17 protein-coding genes are annotated in these 17,142 nt (G+C 66.1%); 6 read left to right on the forward strand and 11 right to left on the reverse strand.

The window, feature by feature from the left end:
* The first annotated feature begins 87 nt into the window (after nt 1-87).
* On the forward strand, nt 88-717 hold the full coding sequence (locus MJ205_RS20100; RefSeq protein ID WP_239810071.1) for an N-acetyltransferase: 630 nt from the start codon (nt 88-90) through the stop codon (nt 715-717).
* A 15-nt stretch (nt 718-732) separates the two neighbouring features.
* On the opposite strand, the gene MJ205_RS20105 is transcribed toward MJ205_RS20100, so the two are convergent.
* Together MJ205_RS20105 and MJ205_RS20110 are read right to left on the reverse strand one after the other, a co-directional pair.
* Nucleotides 733-1,347 (reverse strand): flavin reductase family protein, encoded by a 615-nt coding sequence (locus tag MJ205_RS20105; RefSeq protein WP_239810072.1) that lies wholly within the window; start codon nt 1,345-1,347, stop codon nt 733-735.
* 48 nt (nt 1,348-1,395) lie between these two features.
* The gene (locus tag MJ205_RS20110; RefSeq protein WP_239810073.1) at nt 1,396-2,307 is read right to left on the reverse strand and encodes an AraC family transcriptional regulator; all 912 of its coding nucleotides are present in this window, start codon (nt 2,305-2,307) and stop codon (nt 1,396-1,398) included.
* Between the two features lie 131 nt (nt 2,308-2,438).
* Between MJ205_RS20110 and MJ205_RS20115 the strand changes: the two genes are divergently transcribed.
* Nucleotides 2,439-3,740, forward strand: a complete 1,302-nt coding sequence (locus MJ205_RS20115) for an MFS transporter (protein WP_239810074.1) — start codon at nt 2,439-2,441, stop codon at nt 3,738-3,740.
* Nucleotides 3,741-4,118: 378 nt separating this feature from the next.
* On the opposite strand, the gene MJ205_RS20120 is transcribed toward MJ205_RS20115, so the two are convergent.
* On the reverse strand, nt 4,119-5,540 hold the full coding sequence (locus MJ205_RS20120) for an FAD-binding oxidoreductase (RefSeq protein WP_239810075.1): 1,422 nt from the start codon (nt 5,538-5,540) through the stop codon (nt 4,119-4,121).
* 135 nt (nt 5,541-5,675) lie between these two features.
* Complete coding sequence (locus tag MJ205_RS20125) at nt 5,676-5,900, reverse strand: hypothetical protein (protein ID WP_239810076.1); 225 nt, start codon at nt 5,898-5,900, stop codon at nt 5,676-5,678.
* Nucleotides 5,901-6,054: 154 nt separating this feature from the next.
* On the opposite strand from MJ205_RS20125, the gene MJ205_RS20130 reads away from it, so the two are divergent.
* Both MJ205_RS20130 and MJ205_RS20135 read left to right on the forward strand, forming a co-directional pair.
* Complete coding sequence (locus MJ205_RS20130) at nt 6,055-6,657, forward strand: cob(I)yrinic acid a,c-diamide adenosyltransferase (protein WP_230774000.1); 603 nt, start codon at nt 6,055-6,057, stop codon at nt 6,655-6,657.
* Between the two features lie 17 nt (nt 6,658-6,674).
* Entirely contained in the window at nt 6,675-7,574 is a 900-nt protein-coding gene (locus MJ205_RS20135; protein WP_239810077.1) for a LysR substrate-binding domain-containing protein, read from the forward strand.
* A gap of 13 nt (nt 7,575-7,587) precedes the next feature.
* Here MJ205_RS20135 and MJ205_RS20140 read toward each other — a convergent pair whose 3' ends face one another.
* Nucleotides 7,588-8,805, reverse strand: coding sequence for a D-amino acid dehydrogenase (locus tag MJ205_RS20140; protein WP_239810078.1), 1,218 nt, complete (start codon nt 8,803-8,805; stop codon nt 7,588-7,590).
* 224 nt (nt 8,806-9,029) lie between these two features.
* On the opposite strand from MJ205_RS20140, the gene MJ205_RS20145 reads away from it, so the two are divergent.
* Complete coding sequence (locus MJ205_RS20145) at nt 9,030-9,914, forward strand: amino acid ABC transporter substrate-binding protein (RefSeq protein WP_239810079.1); 885 nt, start codon at nt 9,030-9,032, stop codon at nt 9,912-9,914.
* A 79-nt stretch (nt 9,915-9,993) separates the two neighbouring features.
* A complete protein-coding gene (locus MJ205_RS20150; RefSeq protein WP_239810080.1) occupies nt 9,994-10,725 on the forward strand; it encodes an aspartate/glutamate racemase family protein in 732 nt (243 codons plus the stop codon).
* Nucleotide 10,726: 1 nt separating this feature from the next.
* On the opposite strand, the gene MJ205_RS20155 is transcribed toward MJ205_RS20150, so the two are convergent.
* From MJ205_RS20155 to MJ205_RS20180, 6 genes are all read right to left on the reverse strand, one after another.
* Nucleotides 10,727-11,155: a hotdog fold thioesterase gene (locus MJ205_RS20155; protein WP_239810081.1), complete on the reverse strand. Its 429-nt coding sequence runs from the start codon at nt 11,153-11,155 to the stop codon at nt 10,727-10,729.
* A 167-nt stretch (nt 11,156-11,322) separates the two neighbouring features.
* Nucleotides 11,323-12,279, reverse strand: coding sequence for a LysR family transcriptional regulator (locus MJ205_RS20160; protein ID WP_239810082.1), 957 nt, complete (start codon nt 12,277-12,279; stop codon nt 11,323-11,325).
* 95 nt (nt 12,280-12,374) lie between these two features.
* A complete protein-coding gene (locus MJ205_RS20165) occupies nt 12,375-13,757 on the reverse strand; it encodes an L-serine ammonia-lyase (RefSeq protein WP_239810083.1) in 1,383 nt (460 codons plus the stop codon).
* A 13-nt stretch (nt 13,758-13,770) separates the two neighbouring features.
* A complete protein-coding gene (locus tag MJ205_RS20170) occupies nt 13,771-15,513 on the reverse strand; it encodes an acyl-CoA dehydrogenase family protein (protein ID WP_239810084.1) in 1,743 nt (580 codons plus the stop codon).
* Between the two features lie 62 nt (nt 15,514-15,575).
* A complete protein-coding gene (locus tag MJ205_RS20175; protein ID WP_239810085.1) occupies nt 15,576-16,379 on the reverse strand; it encodes an ABC transporter permease in 804 nt (267 codons plus the stop codon).
* Complete coding sequence (locus tag MJ205_RS20180) at nt 16,376-17,005, reverse strand: ABC transporter ATP-binding protein (protein WP_239810086.1); 630 nt, start codon at nt 17,003-17,005, stop codon at nt 16,376-16,378. Before MJ205_RS20180 ends, MJ205_RS20175 begins: the two co-directional genes overlap by 4 nt.
* Between the last annotated feature and the right edge of the window lie 137 nt (nt 17,006-17,142).

The following is a 17,142-nucleotide window of genomic DNA, read 5'->3' on the forward strand; positions in this document are numbered from 1 at the left end:
GCGTCGGAGGCAGCCGCATATCGCACCCTTTGCGTGCGAAATGGTGGCGGGGCTAACCTGCCGGGTTTTCCACTGCAGGAGTTTTTGATGAACCTCGCGATACCGCCCTTCTGGGCATCCTGGCTGTACCGGCCGGTGGAGTTGCGCATCGATGTGAGCCCGATTCCACCCCATCAACTCGAAGGCGAATGCGCCTCCATCCACGATCGCATCCACACCCCCGGTGACAGGCTCCATGGCCTGCCCGAAATCCCTTTGTCCGACCCCCGTTTCGCGATCCGCTACCGCAGCGCCGATGGCGAGTTCTACGTCTATGTCGAAGACCAGCTGGAGCACCGCATTGCGGGCTTTACCGTCTTCAACCGCCTGATCGAGCTGGACAGGCGCGCCGACCGCTACATACGCGGCCCGCACAGCCGCTTTGACCCCGCCTACCAGCGCAAGGGCCTGGCCTCCTGCATTTACCGCTGGGCGCTCGATGCAGGCCTGTGCCTGGTCACCGGCGCGCGCCAGTCGCCCGGTGCGCATGCGCTGTGGCACAAGCTCTCGGCCAGCCACCGCCTGGGCTATGTCGACATCACCAACAAGAAGATGCAGTACCTGGGCGACCGCATTGCACCCGAGCGGCTCGATCCGCTCAGCACCCGCATGTTTCTGCTCGGTCAGGGCTGGTCACTGGGCAGCTTTGCGGCAGCAACTGGCATGCGCTGCGACTGAGGCCGGCCTGCCGCATCAGGTGGGCCGGCGCATCACGAACTTGCCGGCCTCGCTGATCGTGAAATAGTCACCCGGCCCGCCGCCGCGCAGCAGCGGCTTGCCCGCTGCCGTCTGGTAGATGCCGTCCTGCAACAGCTGCTCGTCGATGTGCACCTTGACCACCTCGCCCAGCACCAGCCAGGTAGGCACCTGCGTGCCTTGCGCGGTCTGCAGCTGCACGATCTGGGTGCAGCGGCATTCCATCGTCACCAGGCTGGCTTGCACGCGCGGTGGGCGCACCAGGTGCGAGGGTTCGGTGGCCAGGCCCGCCAATTCAAACTCATTGACCTCGGGGCCGACGGCTGCGCAGCTCTGGTTCATCGCCTCGGCCAGCGATTCGCTCGCCAGGTTCCACACAAATTCGCCGGTGGCCTCGATGTTGTTCAGGCTGTCCTTGCGGCCCACACTGGCAAAGCCGACGATGGGCGGCACATAGTTGAAGGCATTGAAGAAGCTGTAGGGCGCCAGGTTCAGCACTCCGCTGCTGCTGATGCTGGAGATCCAGCCGATCGGGCGCGGGCCGACGATGGCGTTGAACGGGTCATGGGGCAGGCGGTGGCCTTGGCGGGGTTCGTAGCTGTGCAGGGGCATGGTGGGGCAATGACAGAGGTTGGAGACGAGACGGGGGAGAACAGATTCCTAGCGGGTTTGCATTCCCAGAAAACGTACCGGCGACAGACCGCAGGCGCGCTGCACCATCGCACTGAAGGCACTGGGGGTGTAGCCCAGCTCGGCGGCAATCTGGCCAATGGCCAGGCCGCTGGCACCCAGCTCCACCGCCTTGGCCAGAATGACCTGCTGGCGCCACTGCAGGTAGGTGCAGCCCAGCTCCTGGCGGAACAGGCGCGCAATGGTGCGGGGGCTGGCGCCGCTGTTGTGCGCAAAGGCCTGCAGGCTGTCATGCGCCAGCGGATCGTCCAGCACCGCCTGGCACAGGCTGTGCAGGCGCTTGTCGCGCGGCATGTCCACCCGCAGATCGAGCTGGGTGGCCTGGCGCAGCTCATCGAGCAGCAGCGCGCTCACATGGCCTTCGCGGGCCAGTTGCGCAGCGCTGGGCGCGGGCCCGCCATCCGGTTCGGTGGGCAGGTCGCAGACCAGGGCGCGCATCAGCTCCGAGACTTCCAGCACGCGGCAGCGCCGCCACAGATTGGAGGCGCTGTCGCCCGGGCCCGGGCCGCACTGGCCCTCGGCCTGGTAGATGTAGAGGGTGCGCAGCTCGGCCGTCTCCACCAGGGTCACCGCATGCTCGACGCCAGGCGGAATCCACAGCGCGCGCCGGGGCGGCACCACAAAGGTGGCCGACGGCACGCGCAGGTGCACGGTGCCGGTGACCGAGATGGCCAACTGCGCCCAGGCATGCTGGTGGGGCAGCACCCGGGTGTCGCCGCTGAGCTCACGCAACTTGGCGCGCACCGGCCGCTCGGCGGTGGGCACAAACAGATGCGGGGTGAGCGAGTCCACATACAACCAGGCACGGCGGGCGCTGGCAGCGTCGCCTCCGGCGGCAATGCGTGCCGGTGGGGGCGGGGCGGCAGTCACGGCAGAAGTCATGGCGGCAGGGCGCAAGGCGGTTCGCGGTGGGCAAGGGCAAACGTGCCAGGCACAGCAGCTTGGCACATTGGCGATAGTAATCGTCCTTCTGTCGCATACATGCCGACAGGGCTTTGGCTAACATCGCTGTCATGACAACCAGCACAACAACATCGACCGCCGCACCGGACCCCGGCGCACCCGACCCGAGCGCCTTGGGCAGCCTGCGGCAGGATTCGCGCACCATCGGCCTGGTGGGCCTGGCCCATGGCTCCTCGCACTTCTTCCACCTGCTGCTGCCGCCGCTGTTTCCCTGGCTGATTGCGGACTTCGGCTTCAGCTACTCCGAGCTCAGCGTGCTGGTGTCGGCCTTTTTCATCGTCTCGGGCGTGGGCCAGGCGCTGGCCGGCTTTGTGGTCGACCGCTTTGGCGCCCGCCCCATCATGTTTGCCGCGCTCAGCAGCTTTGCGGTGGCCGGTGTCATTGCCGGCACCGCCAACAGCTATGCGCAGCTGATGCTGGCCGCCATTTTTGCCGGCCTGGGCAATGCGCCCTTCCACCCGGTGGATTTCACCATCCTCAACAAGCGCCTCTCGCCCCAGCGCCTGGGCCATGGCTTTTCGGTGCATGGGCTCTCGGGCAACCTGGGTTGGGCGGCTGCACCGGTGTTCATGGCCGGCATCACCTCGGCCACCGGCTCCTGGCGCATGGCCTGCCTCTGCGGCGCTGCGCTGGCGGCCATCATCCTGGCCATCATGGTCATCAACCGCGATGCGCTCGATGACCGCGTCAGCCTGGCTGGCGCTGCGCCCAAGGCCGCCGGTGCTGCCGCCGCCCCGCAGGAGCACCCGATGGCCTTTCTGAAGCTGCCATCGGTCTGGCTGTGCTTCTCCTTCTTTTTCTGGACCACCTGCGCGATGAGCGCCATCCAGTCCTTCTCCAGCCCCGCATTGCAGCAGCTCTACGGGCTGCCTGCCAGCATCACCGCCTATGTGGTGACGGGCTATATGCTGTTTGGCGCCGCCGGCATGGTGCTGGGCGGTTTTCTGGTGGGCCGGGTGGAGCGGCTGGAGAAAGTCATCTCTGCCTGCCTGCTGTTCTCCGGCATCTTGCTGGCGCTGGTGGGCACCGGCTGGCTGCCCGGCTATGTGGCCTTGGGCGTGGCGGCGCTGGCCGGTATCGGCACCGGCCTGGCCGGCCCTTCGCGGGACATGCTGGTCAAGCGCGCTGCGCCACCGGGCGCCACCGGCCGGGTCTACGGCACCGTGTACTCCGGCCTGGACCTGGGCTTTTGCCTGGCTGCCCCGGTGTTTGGCTACATGCTGGACCACCAGATGAACGCCGGCGTGTTCTTTGGCGCGGCCGTGGGCATGGTGCTGAGCGTGGTCTCCGCCGGCTTTGTCGGCGCCGGGGTCGCCGCGCGCAAGCAGAAGGCTGCCGTGGTGCCTGCATAAGCACGACGCTGCCCACCCCTAGGTGGCAGCAGCAAACCCGCCAGAAGGCGTTAAAAGGCCCGCGCAACCGCTTGGTGGCGCGGGCCTTTGGCTAAGAACCTGTTCAAAGTCTCTACGCAGCCGCGTTGGAGTGCAATCGGGATGAGTTCGAAGGGCTGGTTCGCAGCTTGCACCGGGGTGCAAGCAAGGGCCAGCGCGCAGAAATCGCCCGATTTCACTCCAACCCGTAGGGACAGTGGCTTTGCGAGCGGTCTGCGTCGTTGCAAATCCTCGCAATAGCGCGGCTATTGCTGCGGTGTTGCGCCTCGCATCCCATCTCGCAAAGACACTGTCGCGGCGCGAGGAGACTTTGAACAGGTTCTAAGGGGATGGTGGCGATCAGCCCAGCTGGAAGATCTTGCCCGGGTTCAGGATGTTCTTCGGGTCCAGCGCCTGCTTGATGGCGCGCATCATCGCGACGGCGCCTTCGCCGGCTTCTTCCAGCAAAAAGCCCTGCTTGTGCACGCCAATGCCGTGCTCGCCGGTGCAGGTGCCCCCCAGCGCAATGGCGCGCTGCACCAGCTGGTGGTTGAGCTGCTCGGCCTGGGTGCGCTGGGCATCGTTGTCCGGGTCGATCAGGTAGCCGAAGTGGAAGTTGCCGTCACCCACGTGGCCGACCAGAAAGTAGGGGATGCCGCTGGCATCGGCCTCGGTCACGCACTGCAGCAGCGCATCGGCCAGGCGGCTGATGGGCACGCAGGTATCGGTGGTGATGCAGCGGCAGCCCGGCACGCTGGAGACGGCTGCAAAGTAGGCATTGTGGCGGGCGGTGAAGAGGCGCGTGCGGTCTTCCGGGCGCTCGGCCCATTCAAAGGCATTGCCGCCATGTTCGCTGGCCAGCTCCTGCACCATCTCGGCCTGTTCCTTGACGCCGGTCGGCGAGCCATGGAACTCCATCAGCAGCATCGGTTCCTCGCGCAGATCGAGCTTGCTGTAGGCATTGACCATGCGCACCGCATTCACATCGATCAGCTCCACGCGCGCAATCGGAATGCCCATCTGGATGGTCTCGATGACGGTGCGCACGGCCGCTTCAATGGTCGGGAACGAACAGATGGCGGCGCTCACCGCCTCGGGCAGCGGGTAGATGCGCAGGCTGATCTCGGTAAAGATGCCCAAGGTGCCTTCGCTGCCCACCATCAGCCGTGTCAGGTCGTAGCCGGCCGCGCTTTTCTTGGCGCGGTTGCCGGTGCGGATCACCTGGCCGTTGGCGGTCACCACCTCCAGCGCCAGCACGTTCTCACGCATGGTGCCGTAGCGCACGGCATTGGTGCCGCTGGCGCGGGTCGATGCCATGCCGCCAATGGAGGCGTCAGCGCCCGGGTCGATCGGGAAGAAGAAGCCCGTGTCCTTGATCGCTTCGTTGAGCTGCTTGCGGGTGATGCCCGGCTGCACGGTGATGGTCAGGTCCTCGGTGTCGATCGACAGCACCCGGTTCATGCGCCCCACATCGATGCTGATGCCGCCTTGCACGGCCAGCAGATGGCCTTCCAGCGAGGAGCCGGCGCCGTAGGCAATGACGGGCACCTCGTACTGGTGGCACAGGGCCACGGCATCCTGCACGTCCTGCGTGGATTCGGCATAGACCACGGCGGCCGGTGGCGGCGCGGTGATCGAGCCTTCGTCGCGGCCGTGCTGCTCGCGCACGGCCTGCGAGGTCACGCACTGGCTGCCAAAACGGGCACTGAGCGCTGCCATGAAGGCATCGGGAATAGGGCGCTGCGCAGCAGCCAGGATGTGGGGGGAGGTGGGCGCGTTCATGGGGTTCTCCAGGGCGGAAGCCAAGAATAGCACCGCCCGCCTTCCAGCGCTGTCCGCTGCGCTGCAGCCGGCCATGAAAAAACCCCGCCGTAGCGGGGAGAGGGAGAGTTCGGGAGAACCAGCGGGGGACGCTGGTCAGAGAGACTTTTTGACCGGCTGGCGCGCCTGGTGGCGGCGCGGGTCATGGGTGCCCAGTTGGCGCTCGACCTGGATAATGCGGCTGCCGCTGGCAGCCTGGCCGATGCGCTGCTGGTTGCTGCTCAAAGGTTGGGCACTGGCCATCGCCGATGTGACCGCAATCGATGCAAACAGCATCACGCTGCGGGCGTCAAACGGGTGGGCGAAAAACTTGCCAGACATCTGTAGATCCTTTCGTCATTCAGACATGGCTCTATTGAACCCGGAATCGGCGCTGTTTGCTATCATTTTTGCTTAGTGTTGCCTCGGCTACATATTTACCGCGCCGGTAACAGAAAATAGGCGGAGATTCACAGCCGCTTTACAAGGATTACCCATGGGCAACCGTCTCTCCCAAATTGCGACCAGAACCGGTGACGATGGCAGCACCGGCCTGGGCGACAACAGCCGTGTCTCCAAAGCCAGCGGCCGCCCCCAGGCCATGGGCGATGTCGACGAGCTCAACTCCCACATCGGGCTGCTGCTGTGCGAGCCCCTGCCCGCCGATGTGCGTGAGCTGCTGATCGACATCCAGCACCAGCTGTTCAACCTGGGTGGGGAGCTGTCCATGCCCGGCTACGAACTGCTCAAGGACGATGCATTGCTGCAGCTCGATACCGCACTGGCGCACTACAACGCGCAGCTGCCGCGCCTGGCCGAATTCATCCTGCCCGCAGGCACGCGCGCTGCTGCGCAATCCCATGTCTGCCGCACCGTGGCGCGCCGCGCCGAGCGCATGGTGGTGGCGCTGGAGCAGGGCGAGGCCATGCGCCCCGCGCCGCGCCAGTACCTCAACCGGCTGTCCGACCTGCTGTTTGTGCTGGCCCGTGTGCTCAACCGTGTCGATGGCGGTGACGATGTGTACTGGAAGAGCGCGCGGCTGGCGCGCATGCAGGCAGAAGATGGCCCTGGCGGCAGCAACATCGGCGCTGGCCGCTGACCCGCGAGGCCCCACCCATGCGCCTGCGCCATATCGAAGTCTTCAACGCCGTGATGCACACCGGCAGCGTCAGCGCTGCGGCGCGGCTCATCAACATCTCGCAGCCGGCCGTCAGCCGCACCTTGCAGCATGCCGAGCTGCAGCTGGGCTTTGCGCTGTTCCAGCGCAGCAAGGGCCGCTTGGCGCCGACCAGCGAGGCGCTGGCCTTGCTGCCGCATATGGAAAAGCTGTTTGCCCAGCTCGAAGAGGTGCAGCGCCTGGCCGACAGCCTGCGCAAGGGCCGCGACGGCGATGAGCTGCGCATTGCCAGCGTGCTGGCGCTGAGCCATGAGGTACTGCCCCGGGCGCTGGCGCAGTTCAAGCAGAAGCACCCGCATGTCAGCGTCAGCCTGCAGTCGCTGCATTCGCCGCAGATCGTCTCGGCGCTGATGATGCAGGAGGCCGATGTCGGCTTTGTGCTCAGCAATGTGCAGCAGGCCAGCCTGCAGCAGGAGAGCCTGGCGCGCGTGCCCATGGTCTGCGTGGTGCCCAAGGGCATGCTGCCGCCCTTCAAGCTGCGCGCGGGCAGCCTCTCGCTCGAGGACCTGACCGGCGTGCCCACCATCAGCCTGGATGCGCAGGACCCCGTCGGCATGCTGCTGAGCCAGCTGGCCCGCGAATCGAGCGCCGGGCTGGACCACTTTGTGACGGTGCAGACCTACCACACGGCGCTGGCGATGGCCCACCATGGTTTGGGCGTCGCGATGGTCGATGGCTGCACCGCCTTGTCCGCGGACCACAGCAAGGTCGATGTGCTGCCTTTGGCGCCGGGCCTGCAGGTGCCGGTCAATGCGATCCGCGCGGTCTCGCAGCCGCAGTCCTTGCTGGTCAAGGCCATCACGCGCGAGATGCAGAAGGTGCTTGCGGCGCAGCTGTAGGCGGATTTGCGGCTTAGGCGGTCTGGCCGATGTCGTAGGCCAGCTGTGCAGCGGTGCCAAACGCCAACGTAAAGCCCAGCGCGCCATGGCCGGTGTTGATCCAGAGGTTGCTGGCACCGGCCGACTTGGCAATCGGCACGGCCGTCGGCGTGGCAGGGCGCAGGCCGGCCCAGGGCTGGACGTTGACGTAATCGCTGCAACCGGGAAACACCGCTTCGGTGGACGCGCAGAGGCTGCGGATCTTGTCCTGCGGAATGCGCAGGTCGTGGCCCACCAGCTCCACCATGCCGGCCACGCGCAGGCGCTGGCCAATGCGCGCAAACACCACCTTGCGGGCGCTGTCGGTAATGCTCACCGCCGGTGCCTTGCGGCCTGCTGCGGCCACGTCCAACGTGATGCTGTAGCCCTTGAGCGGGTAGACCGGCAGATCCACCCCCAGCGGCTTGCACAGCGCCACGCTGTCCACGCCCAGCGCGACCATGAAGTGGTCGGCCTCGATCTCGCCCTGCGCGGTCTGCAGCGCGACGATCTTGCCCCCTTCGCGGCGCAGGCGCTCGATGGGGGTGTCCATGATGAACTTCACGCCCTTTTGGCGCAGCCAGTCTTCGAGCTGGCGGCAGACCTGGTAGCAATCGGCGGCGCACTCGCTGGGCGTGTGCACGGCGCCGGCGAACTGGCTGCGGTAAGCGGCCAGCGCGGGCTCGAGCGCCACCGCTTCGTCGGGGCCGACGATGCGCTGCGGCGCGCTGCCCAGCTGGCTTTGCACATCGACCTGGTGGCGCGCCGATTGCACGGCTGCATCACTGGGGTAGAGCACCAGCTTGCCGGTGGTGCTGTAGTCCCAGTCGCCCCCGACCTGGGTCTGCATGGCCTCAAAACGCTGGCGGCTGACGGCAGCCAGTTGCAGCAAGGCGCGGGTGCTGGCGGCGGAGCGGTCGGCATTGCAGGCGCCCAGAAAGGCCAGGCCCCATTTCCACTGCTGGGGATCGGCCTGCAGGCGGAACTTGAGCGGCGAATCGCTGCTGAACAGCAGCTTGGGCAGCTGCTTCCAGATCGCAGGGTCGGCCAGCGGCTGCACATAGCTGTAGCTCAGCTGCGCACCATTGCCCTTGCTGGTGCCACTGCCCGCATGGGAGGCCTTGTCAACCACCGTCACCTGGTGCCCGGCCTGGGTCAGCTCATAGGCGGCAGCCAAACCCACAATCCCCGCACCCAGAATGCAAACCTGCATGGAACACCCCCTGAAAACCCTTAAATATAGGCGCTTGAAATCCGCCTGTCGCATAGCAAAATGGGCAACAGGCATGCCATTTGCTTATAGGTACAGCGGTTCCGCCTCTGTGCGGTATGCCATGCACCATAACCAAGCGTTATGGGCCTGTCCCAAAAAGGCATTGTTGAAACAAAGTGCTGGTTTCTACACTGTTCCTATTGTTTGATTCAAGGAGGTTCCCGATGAAGTTTGTTAAGTCGCTGGTCTGTGCTGCTGCCGCCATCGCCTGCCTGCCCTCGGCCTTTGCCGATGTGCTGGCCAAGGCCAAGGATTCGGGCGAAATCACGTTCGCCTACCGTGAATCCTCGGTGCCGTTCAGCTACCTCTCCGGTGGCCAGAACGCCATCGGCTTCTCGGTGGACATCTCCAACGCCGTGGCAGACGCCGTGCGCAAGGAAATCGGCAAGCCCGACCTGAAGGTCAAATGGCAACCCGTCACCTCGGCCAACCGCATTCCGCTGATCCAGAACGGCACCGTGGTGCTCGAATGCGGCTCCACCACCAACAACAGCGCCCGCAACAAGGACGTGGATTTCGCGATCAACTACTTCTACACCGGCACCCGCGTGGCGGTAAAGAAGAGCGCGGGCATCAAGAACTGGGCTGATCTGAAGGGCAAGACCCTGGCGATCACCACCGGCACCACCAACCTGCCTGTGGTGCGCAAGTACAGCGCCGACCAGAAGCTGGACATCAACATTACCCTGGCCAAGGATCATGCTGACGGCTTCCTGCTGATGGAAAACGACCGCGCAGCCGGCTTTGCGATGGACGACATCCTGCTGTTCGGCCTCAAGGCCAACTCCAAGGACCCGGCGGCCTACGAAGTGGTGGCCGACGCACTGCAAGTCGAGCCCTATGCCTGCATGCTGCCCAAGGGCGATGCACCGTTCAAGAAGATCGTCGATGGCGTCATCGGCGGCATGATGAAGTCGGGCGAGTTCACCAAGCTGTACGACAAGTGGTTCCTGCAGCCCATCCCTCCGAAGAACCAGGCGCTGGGCCTGCCAATGAACAAGGAACTGCAGGACAATCTGACCGCGCAAAGCGACAAGCCTGCGATCTGATGGACAATCCCGTGTCGTGCAAGGCACGCACTGCAATGGCCCGGCAACGGGCCATTTTTCATTTTCTCTGGAGTTCGGCATGAAGCTTCACACCGTAGGCATTCTGGGCGGCATGGGCCCGGCAGCAGGCGCTGATTTTGTGCGCCTGTTTGTACAGGCCTGCGCAGACCATGTGCGCGCAAGCGGCGCACCCGTTACCGACCAGGGCTACCCCGAGCACTGGCTGGCCCAGTTGCCCATACCGGACCGCAGCGCAGCGCTGTTGGCGCCCGAGACCGCAGAAGACCCCTTCGCGATGATGTGCCAGGGCCTGGACAAGCTCCAGTCCGTCGGTGCCCAGGCGGTGGCCGTGGCCTGCAATACCGCCCATGCCTGGCATGGGCGCCTGCAGCAGGCCTACCCGCAGCTGCAGCTGCTGCATATCGCGCGCGTCGTGGCCGAGGGGCTGCAGCAGCAAGGCCAGCCGTCCTGCATGCTGCTGGCCACGCAAGGCACCTACCGCATTGGCCTGTATGACCAGGCGCTGGCCGCCTGCGGCATCACCGTACACCTGCCGCAAGAGGCCGAGCGCGAGCAGCTGATGCGCGGCATCTACCAGGGTGTGAAGGCGGACCGCATGGACCAGGCGCGCGCCGATTTTGCAGCTGTGGCCCAGGCCATGCGCGCCCGCCATGGCGATGTGCCCCTGATCATGGGCTGCACCGAAATACCGCTGGCCCTGCCCGGGGCCGACAGCGTGCAAGGCCTGCCGCTGATCGACCCGGCCTGGGAGCTGGCCAAGGCATTGGCGCGCGTGGCCTACGGCGACTGAATCAGTCCGCGTTTTCGAGCACCGCCATCGTGATGCGCGACACGCAAGTCAGTTTGCCCTCGTCGTTGACCATCTCGATCTGCCAGACCTGGGTCATGCGGCCGATATGCACCGGCTTGGCCGTGCCGGTGACCCAGCCGCTCTTCACGCCCCGGATATGGTTGGCATTGATATCGAGGCCGACACAGTGCCAGCCTGCCGGCGAAGAGAACAGCGCACCGACGGAGCCCAGGGTCTCTGCCAGCACCACGCTGATGCCGCCATGCAGCAGGCCAAAGGGCTGGTGCGTGCGGTGGTCCACCGGCACACGGCCCACCAGGTAGTCATCGCCAATTTCCAGGTATTCGATGCCCAGGTGTTCAATCGCCGTATGGCGCGCTTTGTCACGCAACGCGTCCAGCGAGATGGGCTTTTTCCAGATAGCAGTCATGGGGTGTCCAGGCTCAACAACAGGGATGCCACAGCATAGCGCTGCGCAAGCCGGCTGCCTACCGCCTGCATGACGCGTCGGTTGAGGCGGGGCGCTGGGGTGAGCTTTGTGGCAGCTTTTGATGCAGCGGCGGGCCTTCTGTACAGGTTCTCAGGCCTACGATCCGCTCAATTGCTCGTTGGCACCTGCTCGCCATCGCCGTCCGCCTCACCCAGGCCGTCGTCGCCGCTGGCGCCGTCTTCGACCAGCAGCTCCACCAGCTCGCGGGCGAAGGAGGGCAGGGATTCGAGGTTGCGCACGACGATCTGCATCTCGCGGTTGGACCATTCGTCCGAGATGCTGATGATGCGGATGTCCATGCTGCGCGCATGGCGGCGGGCAGCGGATTCGGGCAGGATGCCGATGCCTACGCCCGCCTCGATCATGCGGCAGGCCGCTTCAAAATTGCCCACCTGGATGCGTTGCTTGATCGGGCGGTGCAGCAGGTCACTGTGCTGGCGCAGGAACGCATGGATGGCGCTGGATTCGTGCAGGCCGATGTAGTCGTATTCCAAGGTATCGCCAAAGGCCACGGACTTGCGGCGGGCGAGCGCATGGTCGGCATAGACGACGAGCACCAGGCGGTCGCTGCGGTAGGGCATTGCGACCAGGCTTTCGGTGCGCACCTGGCCGGCGACGATGCCGATATCGGTCTGGCCTTCGCCGACGGCACGGATGATGTCGTTGGACAGGCGCTCGCGCAGGTCGATGTCCACATCCGGGTGCTTGCGCAGATAGGCGCGCAGCACCGGAGGCAGAAACTCGCCCAGCGCCGTGGTGTTGGCAAACACCCGCACATGGCCCTTGATGCCGCGTGCGTACTCCTGCATGTCGCCGCGCAGGTGCTCGATCTGGCCCAGCACCGTGCGGGCATGCTGCACAAAGGCCTGGCCCGGCAAGGTCAAGGTGACGCCCTGGCTGGTGCGGTACAGCAGCTTGACACCCATGCTCTCTTCGAGGTTCTTGATGCGGGTGCTGGCCGCCGGCAGCGAGATGAACGACAGCTCGGCCCCCCGCGTCATGCTGTTCGCGTCTGCCACATGCACCATCAGGCGCAGATCCACCAAGTCAAAATGCATAGCCATGGCGCGATTGTAGGCCTTGCGTTTTAACCCAGGGACCCTCTGGCCGCCGCAAGCTGCCCCGCCTGTCACCCAGGTTGGGCTTGGGTCCAGCGCCCTCAGCACTCGACGATGTGCACCGCCAGGCCGCCCAGCGAGGTTTCCTTGTACTTGCTCATCATGTCGGCGCCGGTGGCGCGCATCGTCGCAATCACCTTGTCCAGGCTGACGATGTGCGAGCCGTCGCCGCGCAGCGCCATGCGCGCTGCATTGATGGCCTTGACGGCGGCCAGTGCATTGCGCTCGATGCAGGGCACCTGCACCAGGCCGGCGACCGGATCGCAGGTGAGGCCCAGGTGGTGCTCCATGCCGATCTCGGCGGCGTTCTCCACCTGCGCGGGGGTGCCGCCCAGCACGGCGCACAGGCCGGCGGCCGCCATCGAGCAGGCCACACCCACTTCGCCCTGGCAACCCACTTCGGCGCCGGAGATCGAGGCGTTCTCCTTGTACAGAATGCCGATCGCGCCGGCGGTCAGCAAAAAGTCCACCACCCCGGCCTCGGTGGCGCCGGGTACAAAGCGCCAGTAATAGTGCAGCACGGCCGGCACGATGCCGGCGGCGCCATTGGTGGGTGCGGTCACCACGCGGCCACCGGCAGCGTTTTCTTCATTCACCGCCAGCGCAAACAGGTTCACCCAGTCAATCACCTCCAGCGGATCGGTGTTGGCATGCTGGGTCAGGCCTTCGTAAAAGCCTGCGGCGCGGCGCTTCACGTTCAGTCCACCAGGCAGGCGGCCTTGCGTGCTGCAGCCGCGTTGCACGCAGTCCTGCATCGCCTGCCAGATCTTGCGCAGGCCGCTGTCGATGTCGGCATCGCTGCGCCAGTGGCGCTCATTGGTGCGCATGATCTGCGCAATGGGCTGCTGGTGGTCATGCGCCAGTTGCAGCAGCTGCGCGGCGCTGTGAAAGGGCAGGGGCAGCACATCGGTATCGGGTGCAATCGCTTGCTGGCGCTCGGCATCGTGGGCCGCTTCTTCGCTGACGATAAAGCCGCCGCCCACCGAGTAGTAGGCTTGCGCATCAACCAGTTCATGCTGGGCATCCCAGGCCTCAAAGCGCATGCCGTTGGGGTGGAAAGGCAGGCTCACCGCGCCAATCAGGAGCAGGTCGGTGGCGGGGTCGAACACGATGCGCTGCTCACCGTTGAGCAGCAGCTGCTGGCTGTTGTTGACCTGGGCAATGATGGCATCGACGGCGTTCACATCGACCGTATCGGGTGCATGGCCGGCCAGACCGAGGATCACGGCGCGGTCGCTGGCGTGGCCGATACCGGTAGCGCCCAGCGAGCCAAACAGCTGGCAGCGCAGGCGGGCCACCTGTGCCAGCGCCCCCTGGCGCTGCAGGCGCTGCACAAAGGCGTGCGCGGCGCGCATCGGGCCGACGGTGTGCGAGCTGCTGGGCCCGATACCGATCTTGAACAAATCAAACACGCTGACGGCCATGGCTACTTTCCGGTCAATGTTGCAACTGCAGACTGGCGCCGAGGATAGCGCTGATTTGGGCCTTGGCAAGGGGAAAAGCACCCATCACGCCCAGGTGGGCATGCGGCCCCAGGCGGCTGGCCACAAAGGCATCGGCATGCGCGGGCGCGGCGTGCTGCCGCATCAGGCCCGCCTGCGCCACCAGCACCAGCTGCTGCACCCATTGGCGCGCCTGCGCCTGCTGTGCCCAGGCATCCTGCGCCATCGCCTGCCACTGGGTGTGCAGGCGCTGCAGCGCTTGCGCCATCGCCAGGTCATCCGCTGCCATGCGCTGCAGGTCCTGCCACAGTGCATCACGCAACGCGGGCTCGCGCTGCAGCGCCTTGAGCACATCCAGGCACATCACATTGCCCGAGCCCTCCCAGATCGAATTGACCGGTGCTTCGCGGTAAATACGGGCGAGCGCCGAGCTCTCGGTATAGCCATTGCCGCCCAGCACTTCCATCGCCTCGGCGCTGCAGGCAATGGCACGTTTGCAGACCCAGAACTTGGCCGCCGGTGTCATGATGCGCTGCCAGGCCAGCGCCGTGGTCTGGCCTGGGGCGCTGCTGTCTTCAAAGGCCTGTGCCAGCCGCATGGCCAGCAGCAGCGCCGCTTCGCTCTCCAGCGCCAGATCGGCCAGCACCGATTGCATCAGCGGCTGCGCCGCCAAGGCCGCACCAAAGGCCTGGCGGTGCCTGGCAGACCACAGGGCCTGCACGGTGGCCTGGCGCAGCAGCGCGCTGCTGCCCAGCACGCAGCACAGCCGCGTGATGGTGGCCATCTCCATGATGGTGGCAATGCCCCGGCCTTCCTCACCTACGAGTACGCCATAGGCGTCGTCAAACAGCACCTCGCTGCTGGCATTGCTGCGGTTGCCCACCTTGTCCTTGAGGCGCTGCACCAGCACGCTGTTGCGCCTGCCATCGGGCCGCCAGCGCGGCACCCAGAAGCAGGCCAGCGGTGCCTGCAGCGCATGGGTGTCGTGCGCGCTGCTGGCCATGCGTGCCACCACCAGGTGCGCATCGGCCGTCGGCACCGAGTAAAACCATTTATGGCCCTGAAGCCGGTAGGCGGCGCCGCGCCCACCGCCTGCGGCATCCGGCGGGTAGGCCACGGTGGTGTTGTTGCGCACATCCGATCCGCCTTGCTTTTCGGTCATACCCATGCCCACCCACAAAGCTGTTTTGTCTGCCACCGGTGCATCACGCGCGTCATGCTCGGCGCTGCTGATGCCGCGCGCGATCTGTGCCCACAACGCGGGCTCCTTGCGCAGCACCGGGATGGCTGCCGTCGTCATCGTTGCGGGGCAGAGGCTGCCCGCCTCCGCCTGGCCATGCAGGTAAAAGCCGGCGGCCCAGGCCGTCCAGCGGCCGCTGGTTGCAGGGGGCGGTGCATGGGCCGGTGCATCGGCAGCGGGTGCGCCGGCAAACGGCATGTCGATCAGCTGCTGCGCGCGGTAATGGGCCAGCACCTGGTGCCATGCGGGATGGAACTCCACCTGGTCGATGCGCCGGCCCCGTGCATCCCAGGGCTGCAACTGCGGCGGGTGGCGGTTGGCCTGGTCGGCTAACTGAGCAAACGCCGCGCTGCCCACGGTGCGCGCATGCTGCTGCAAGCCCGGCAGCCAGGGGTGGGCCTGCGCACGCGCCAGCGCGGCCTGCAAGGCCGGATCGCTGCCCAGCGGGTCGTAGCCGACCAGCTCATCCACCAGGTTGTCCTTGTTGCGCTCTGCCATGGCTGCTCTCCCAGATGTGTTCCTCCATTCTAGGAACGGCGCAGCAGCAACGCAAAAGCCGGTCAGCGTGTGGCGTTCAGCCGGTCCAGCCGCAGGCGCTGGCGCTCATCACCCAGCGCCCGGGCGGCCAGCAGCACGCTGCCGGCAGCGGCCAGCGCGCCGGCAAAGGTCAGCAGCAGCAATAGCAGAATCTGGTATTTGGCGGCTTCCAGCGGGTCCATGCCGCCCAGGATCTGGCCGGTCATGATGCCCGGCAGAGTGATCAGCCCGGCGGCCGACATCTGGTTGATGATGGGGATCAGCCCCCGGCGGATGGCCGCACGGGTGTGCGGCGCCATCGCCCGGCGCAAGGAAACACCCAGCGCCAGCTGGGCCTCAATGGCGGCGCGGCCGGTGCGTACGCCGTCAAAGAAACTGTCCAGCCCCAGGCTGGCGGCATTGAGCACGCTGCCCAGCACAATGCCCATCAACGGAATCGCATAGCGCGCATCAAACCAGGGGTCGGGCCGCACGGCGGTCATCAGCGCCAGCACTACGGTCGACAGACTCGACAGCGCGACCACCAGGCCCGCAATGCGGTAGTTGCCCCCGCCGGACAGGCGCTGGTGCGGCCGCACCGCGACTTCGCGCGCGGCAGCGGCCACCATCACCAGCACCACGACCAAGGTGGTGCCCGGGTGCGCCTGCTGGAACACCAGCCGCAGCACATAGCCCACCAGCAGCAGCTGCACCCCCATGCGCAGCGATGCCCACAGCACCTGGCGCTGCAGCTGCAGGCGCATGGCCCAGGATGCAGCAGCAGCGGCCAGCACCAGCGCCGCGCCCACCAGCAGATCGCTGGGCTGCAGATGGATGGCCGGGTTCATTGCGCAGCCTCCATTGGCAGCAGTTGGTGGTCTACCAGTTGCAGGCAGCGCTGGCCGACGCGGGCCGCCTGGGCCTGCGAATGGGTTACCCACAGCAGGCTCAAGCCCTGCTGCTGGCAGCGCTGCAGCAATTGCTCCACCGCAGCGACCGACGTGTCATCGAGCGCAGCCGTGGGCTCATCGAGCAGCAGCACCTGGGGCTGGCGCAGCAGTCCGCGCAGCAAGGCCAGGCGCTGGCGCTCCCCGGTCGACAACTGGGCCAGCGGAATACCGATGAATCCCTGGCGCAGCCCCAGTTCGCTGGCCATCTCCAGCAGCGCCGATTGCGAACCCTGCGGGAAATGCTCCATCACCGATGGCCCCCACCAGGCCGGCTCCGCTGCCAGGTATATCACCTGCTGGCGCCACGCAGGCCCACTGAAGGTGCTGCGCGGCTGGCCGTTGAGCAGCACCTCGCCACTGCCCGGATCCAGGTCGGCAATCAGCCGCAACAACACCGATTTACCCGCCCCCGATGCCCCCATGACGGCGATGCATTCGCCTGCGCCCAACTCCAGCGAGCAGGGCCCGCTGATGGGGCTTTGTAGAGCGCGGATGGACAGGCGGCTGGGCTGAGAGGCTGGCATGGTGGCTGAGTGTAGCGCTGGGCTTGCGGAGTCGGGTCCACCGTACGCGATGGATGAGCGTTTTGCTCACCAGCAGAAAAGCCAGCAGCACCCAAGCCTGGGTGGCTGCTGGCTTCTTGGAGAGCGGTGCCGTGAGG

Origin of the sequence: Comamonas sp. B21-038 (assembly GCF_022387135.1) — a bacterium.
Taxonomy (GTDB): Bacteria; Pseudomonadota; Gammaproteobacteria; order Burkholderiales; family Burkholderiaceae_C; genus Comamonas; species Comamonas sediminis.

Excerpts from the sequence above, each read along its gene's own strand:
- MJ205_RS20170 (WP_239810084.1), bottom strand. The coding sequence starts at position 15,513 with ATGGCAGAGCGCAACAAGGACAACCTGGTGGATGAGCTGGTCGGCTAC.
- MJ205_RS20105 (WP_239810072.1), bottom strand. The coding sequence starts at position 1,347 with ATGCCCCTGCACAGCTACGAACCCCGCCAAGGCCACCGCCTGCCCCAT.
- MJ205_RS20180 (WP_239810086.1), bottom strand. The coding sequence starts at position 17,005 with ATGCCAGCCTCTCAGCCCAGCCGCCTGTCCATCCGCGCTCTACAAAGC.
- MJ205_RS20145 (WP_239810079.1), top strand. The coding sequence starts at position 9,030 with ATGAAGTTTGTTAAGTCGCTGGTCTGTGCTGCTGCCGCCATCGCCTGC.
- MJ205_RS20135 (WP_239810077.1), top strand. The coding sequence starts at position 6,675 with ATGCGCCTGCGCCATATCGAAGTCTTCAACGCCGTGATGCACACCGGC.
- MJ205_RS20110 (WP_239810073.1), bottom strand. The coding sequence starts at position 2,307 with ATGACTTCTGCCGTGACTGCCGCCCCGCCCCCACCGGCACGCATTGCC.
- MJ205_RS20155 (WP_239810081.1), bottom strand. The coding sequence starts at position 11,155 with ATGACTGCTATCTGGAAAAAGCCCATCTCGCTGGACGCGTTGCGTGAC.
- MJ205_RS20165 (WP_239810083.1), bottom strand. The coding sequence starts at position 13,757 with ATGGCCGTCAGCGTGTTTGATTTGTTCAAGATCGGTATCGGGCCCAGC.
- MJ205_RS20175 (WP_239810085.1), bottom strand. The coding sequence starts at position 16,379 with ATGAACCCGGCCATCCATCTGCAGCCCAGCGATCTGCTGGTGGGCGCG.
- MJ205_RS20100 (WP_239810071.1), top strand. The coding sequence starts at position 88 with ATGAACCTCGCGATACCGCCCTTCTGGGCATCCTGGCTGTACCGGCCG.
- MJ205_RS20125 (WP_239810076.1), bottom strand. The coding sequence starts at position 5,900 with ATGTCTGGCAAGTTTTTCGCCCACCCGTTTGACGCCCGCAGCGTGATG.
- MJ205_RS20115 (WP_239810074.1), top strand. The coding sequence starts at position 2,439 with ATGACAACCAGCACAACAACATCGACCGCCGCACCGGACCCCGGCGCA.
- MJ205_RS20120 (WP_239810075.1), bottom strand. The coding sequence starts at position 5,540 with ATGAACGCGCCCACCTCCCCCCACATCCTGGCTGCTGCGCAGCGCCCT.
- MJ205_RS20130 (WP_230774000.1), top strand. The coding sequence starts at position 6,055 with ATGGGCAACCGTCTCTCCCAAATTGCGACCAGAACCGGTGACGATGGC.
- MJ205_RS20150 (WP_239810080.1), top strand. The coding sequence starts at position 9,994 with ATGAAGCTTCACACCGTAGGCATTCTGGGCGGCATGGGCCCGGCAGCA.
- MJ205_RS20160 (WP_239810082.1), bottom strand. The coding sequence starts at position 12,279 with ATGGCTATGCATTTTGACTTGGTGGATCTGCGCCTGATGGTGCATGTG.
- MJ205_RS20140 (WP_239810078.1), bottom strand. The coding sequence starts at position 8,805 with ATGCAGGTTTGCATTCTGGGTGCGGGGATTGTGGGTTTGGCTGCCGCC.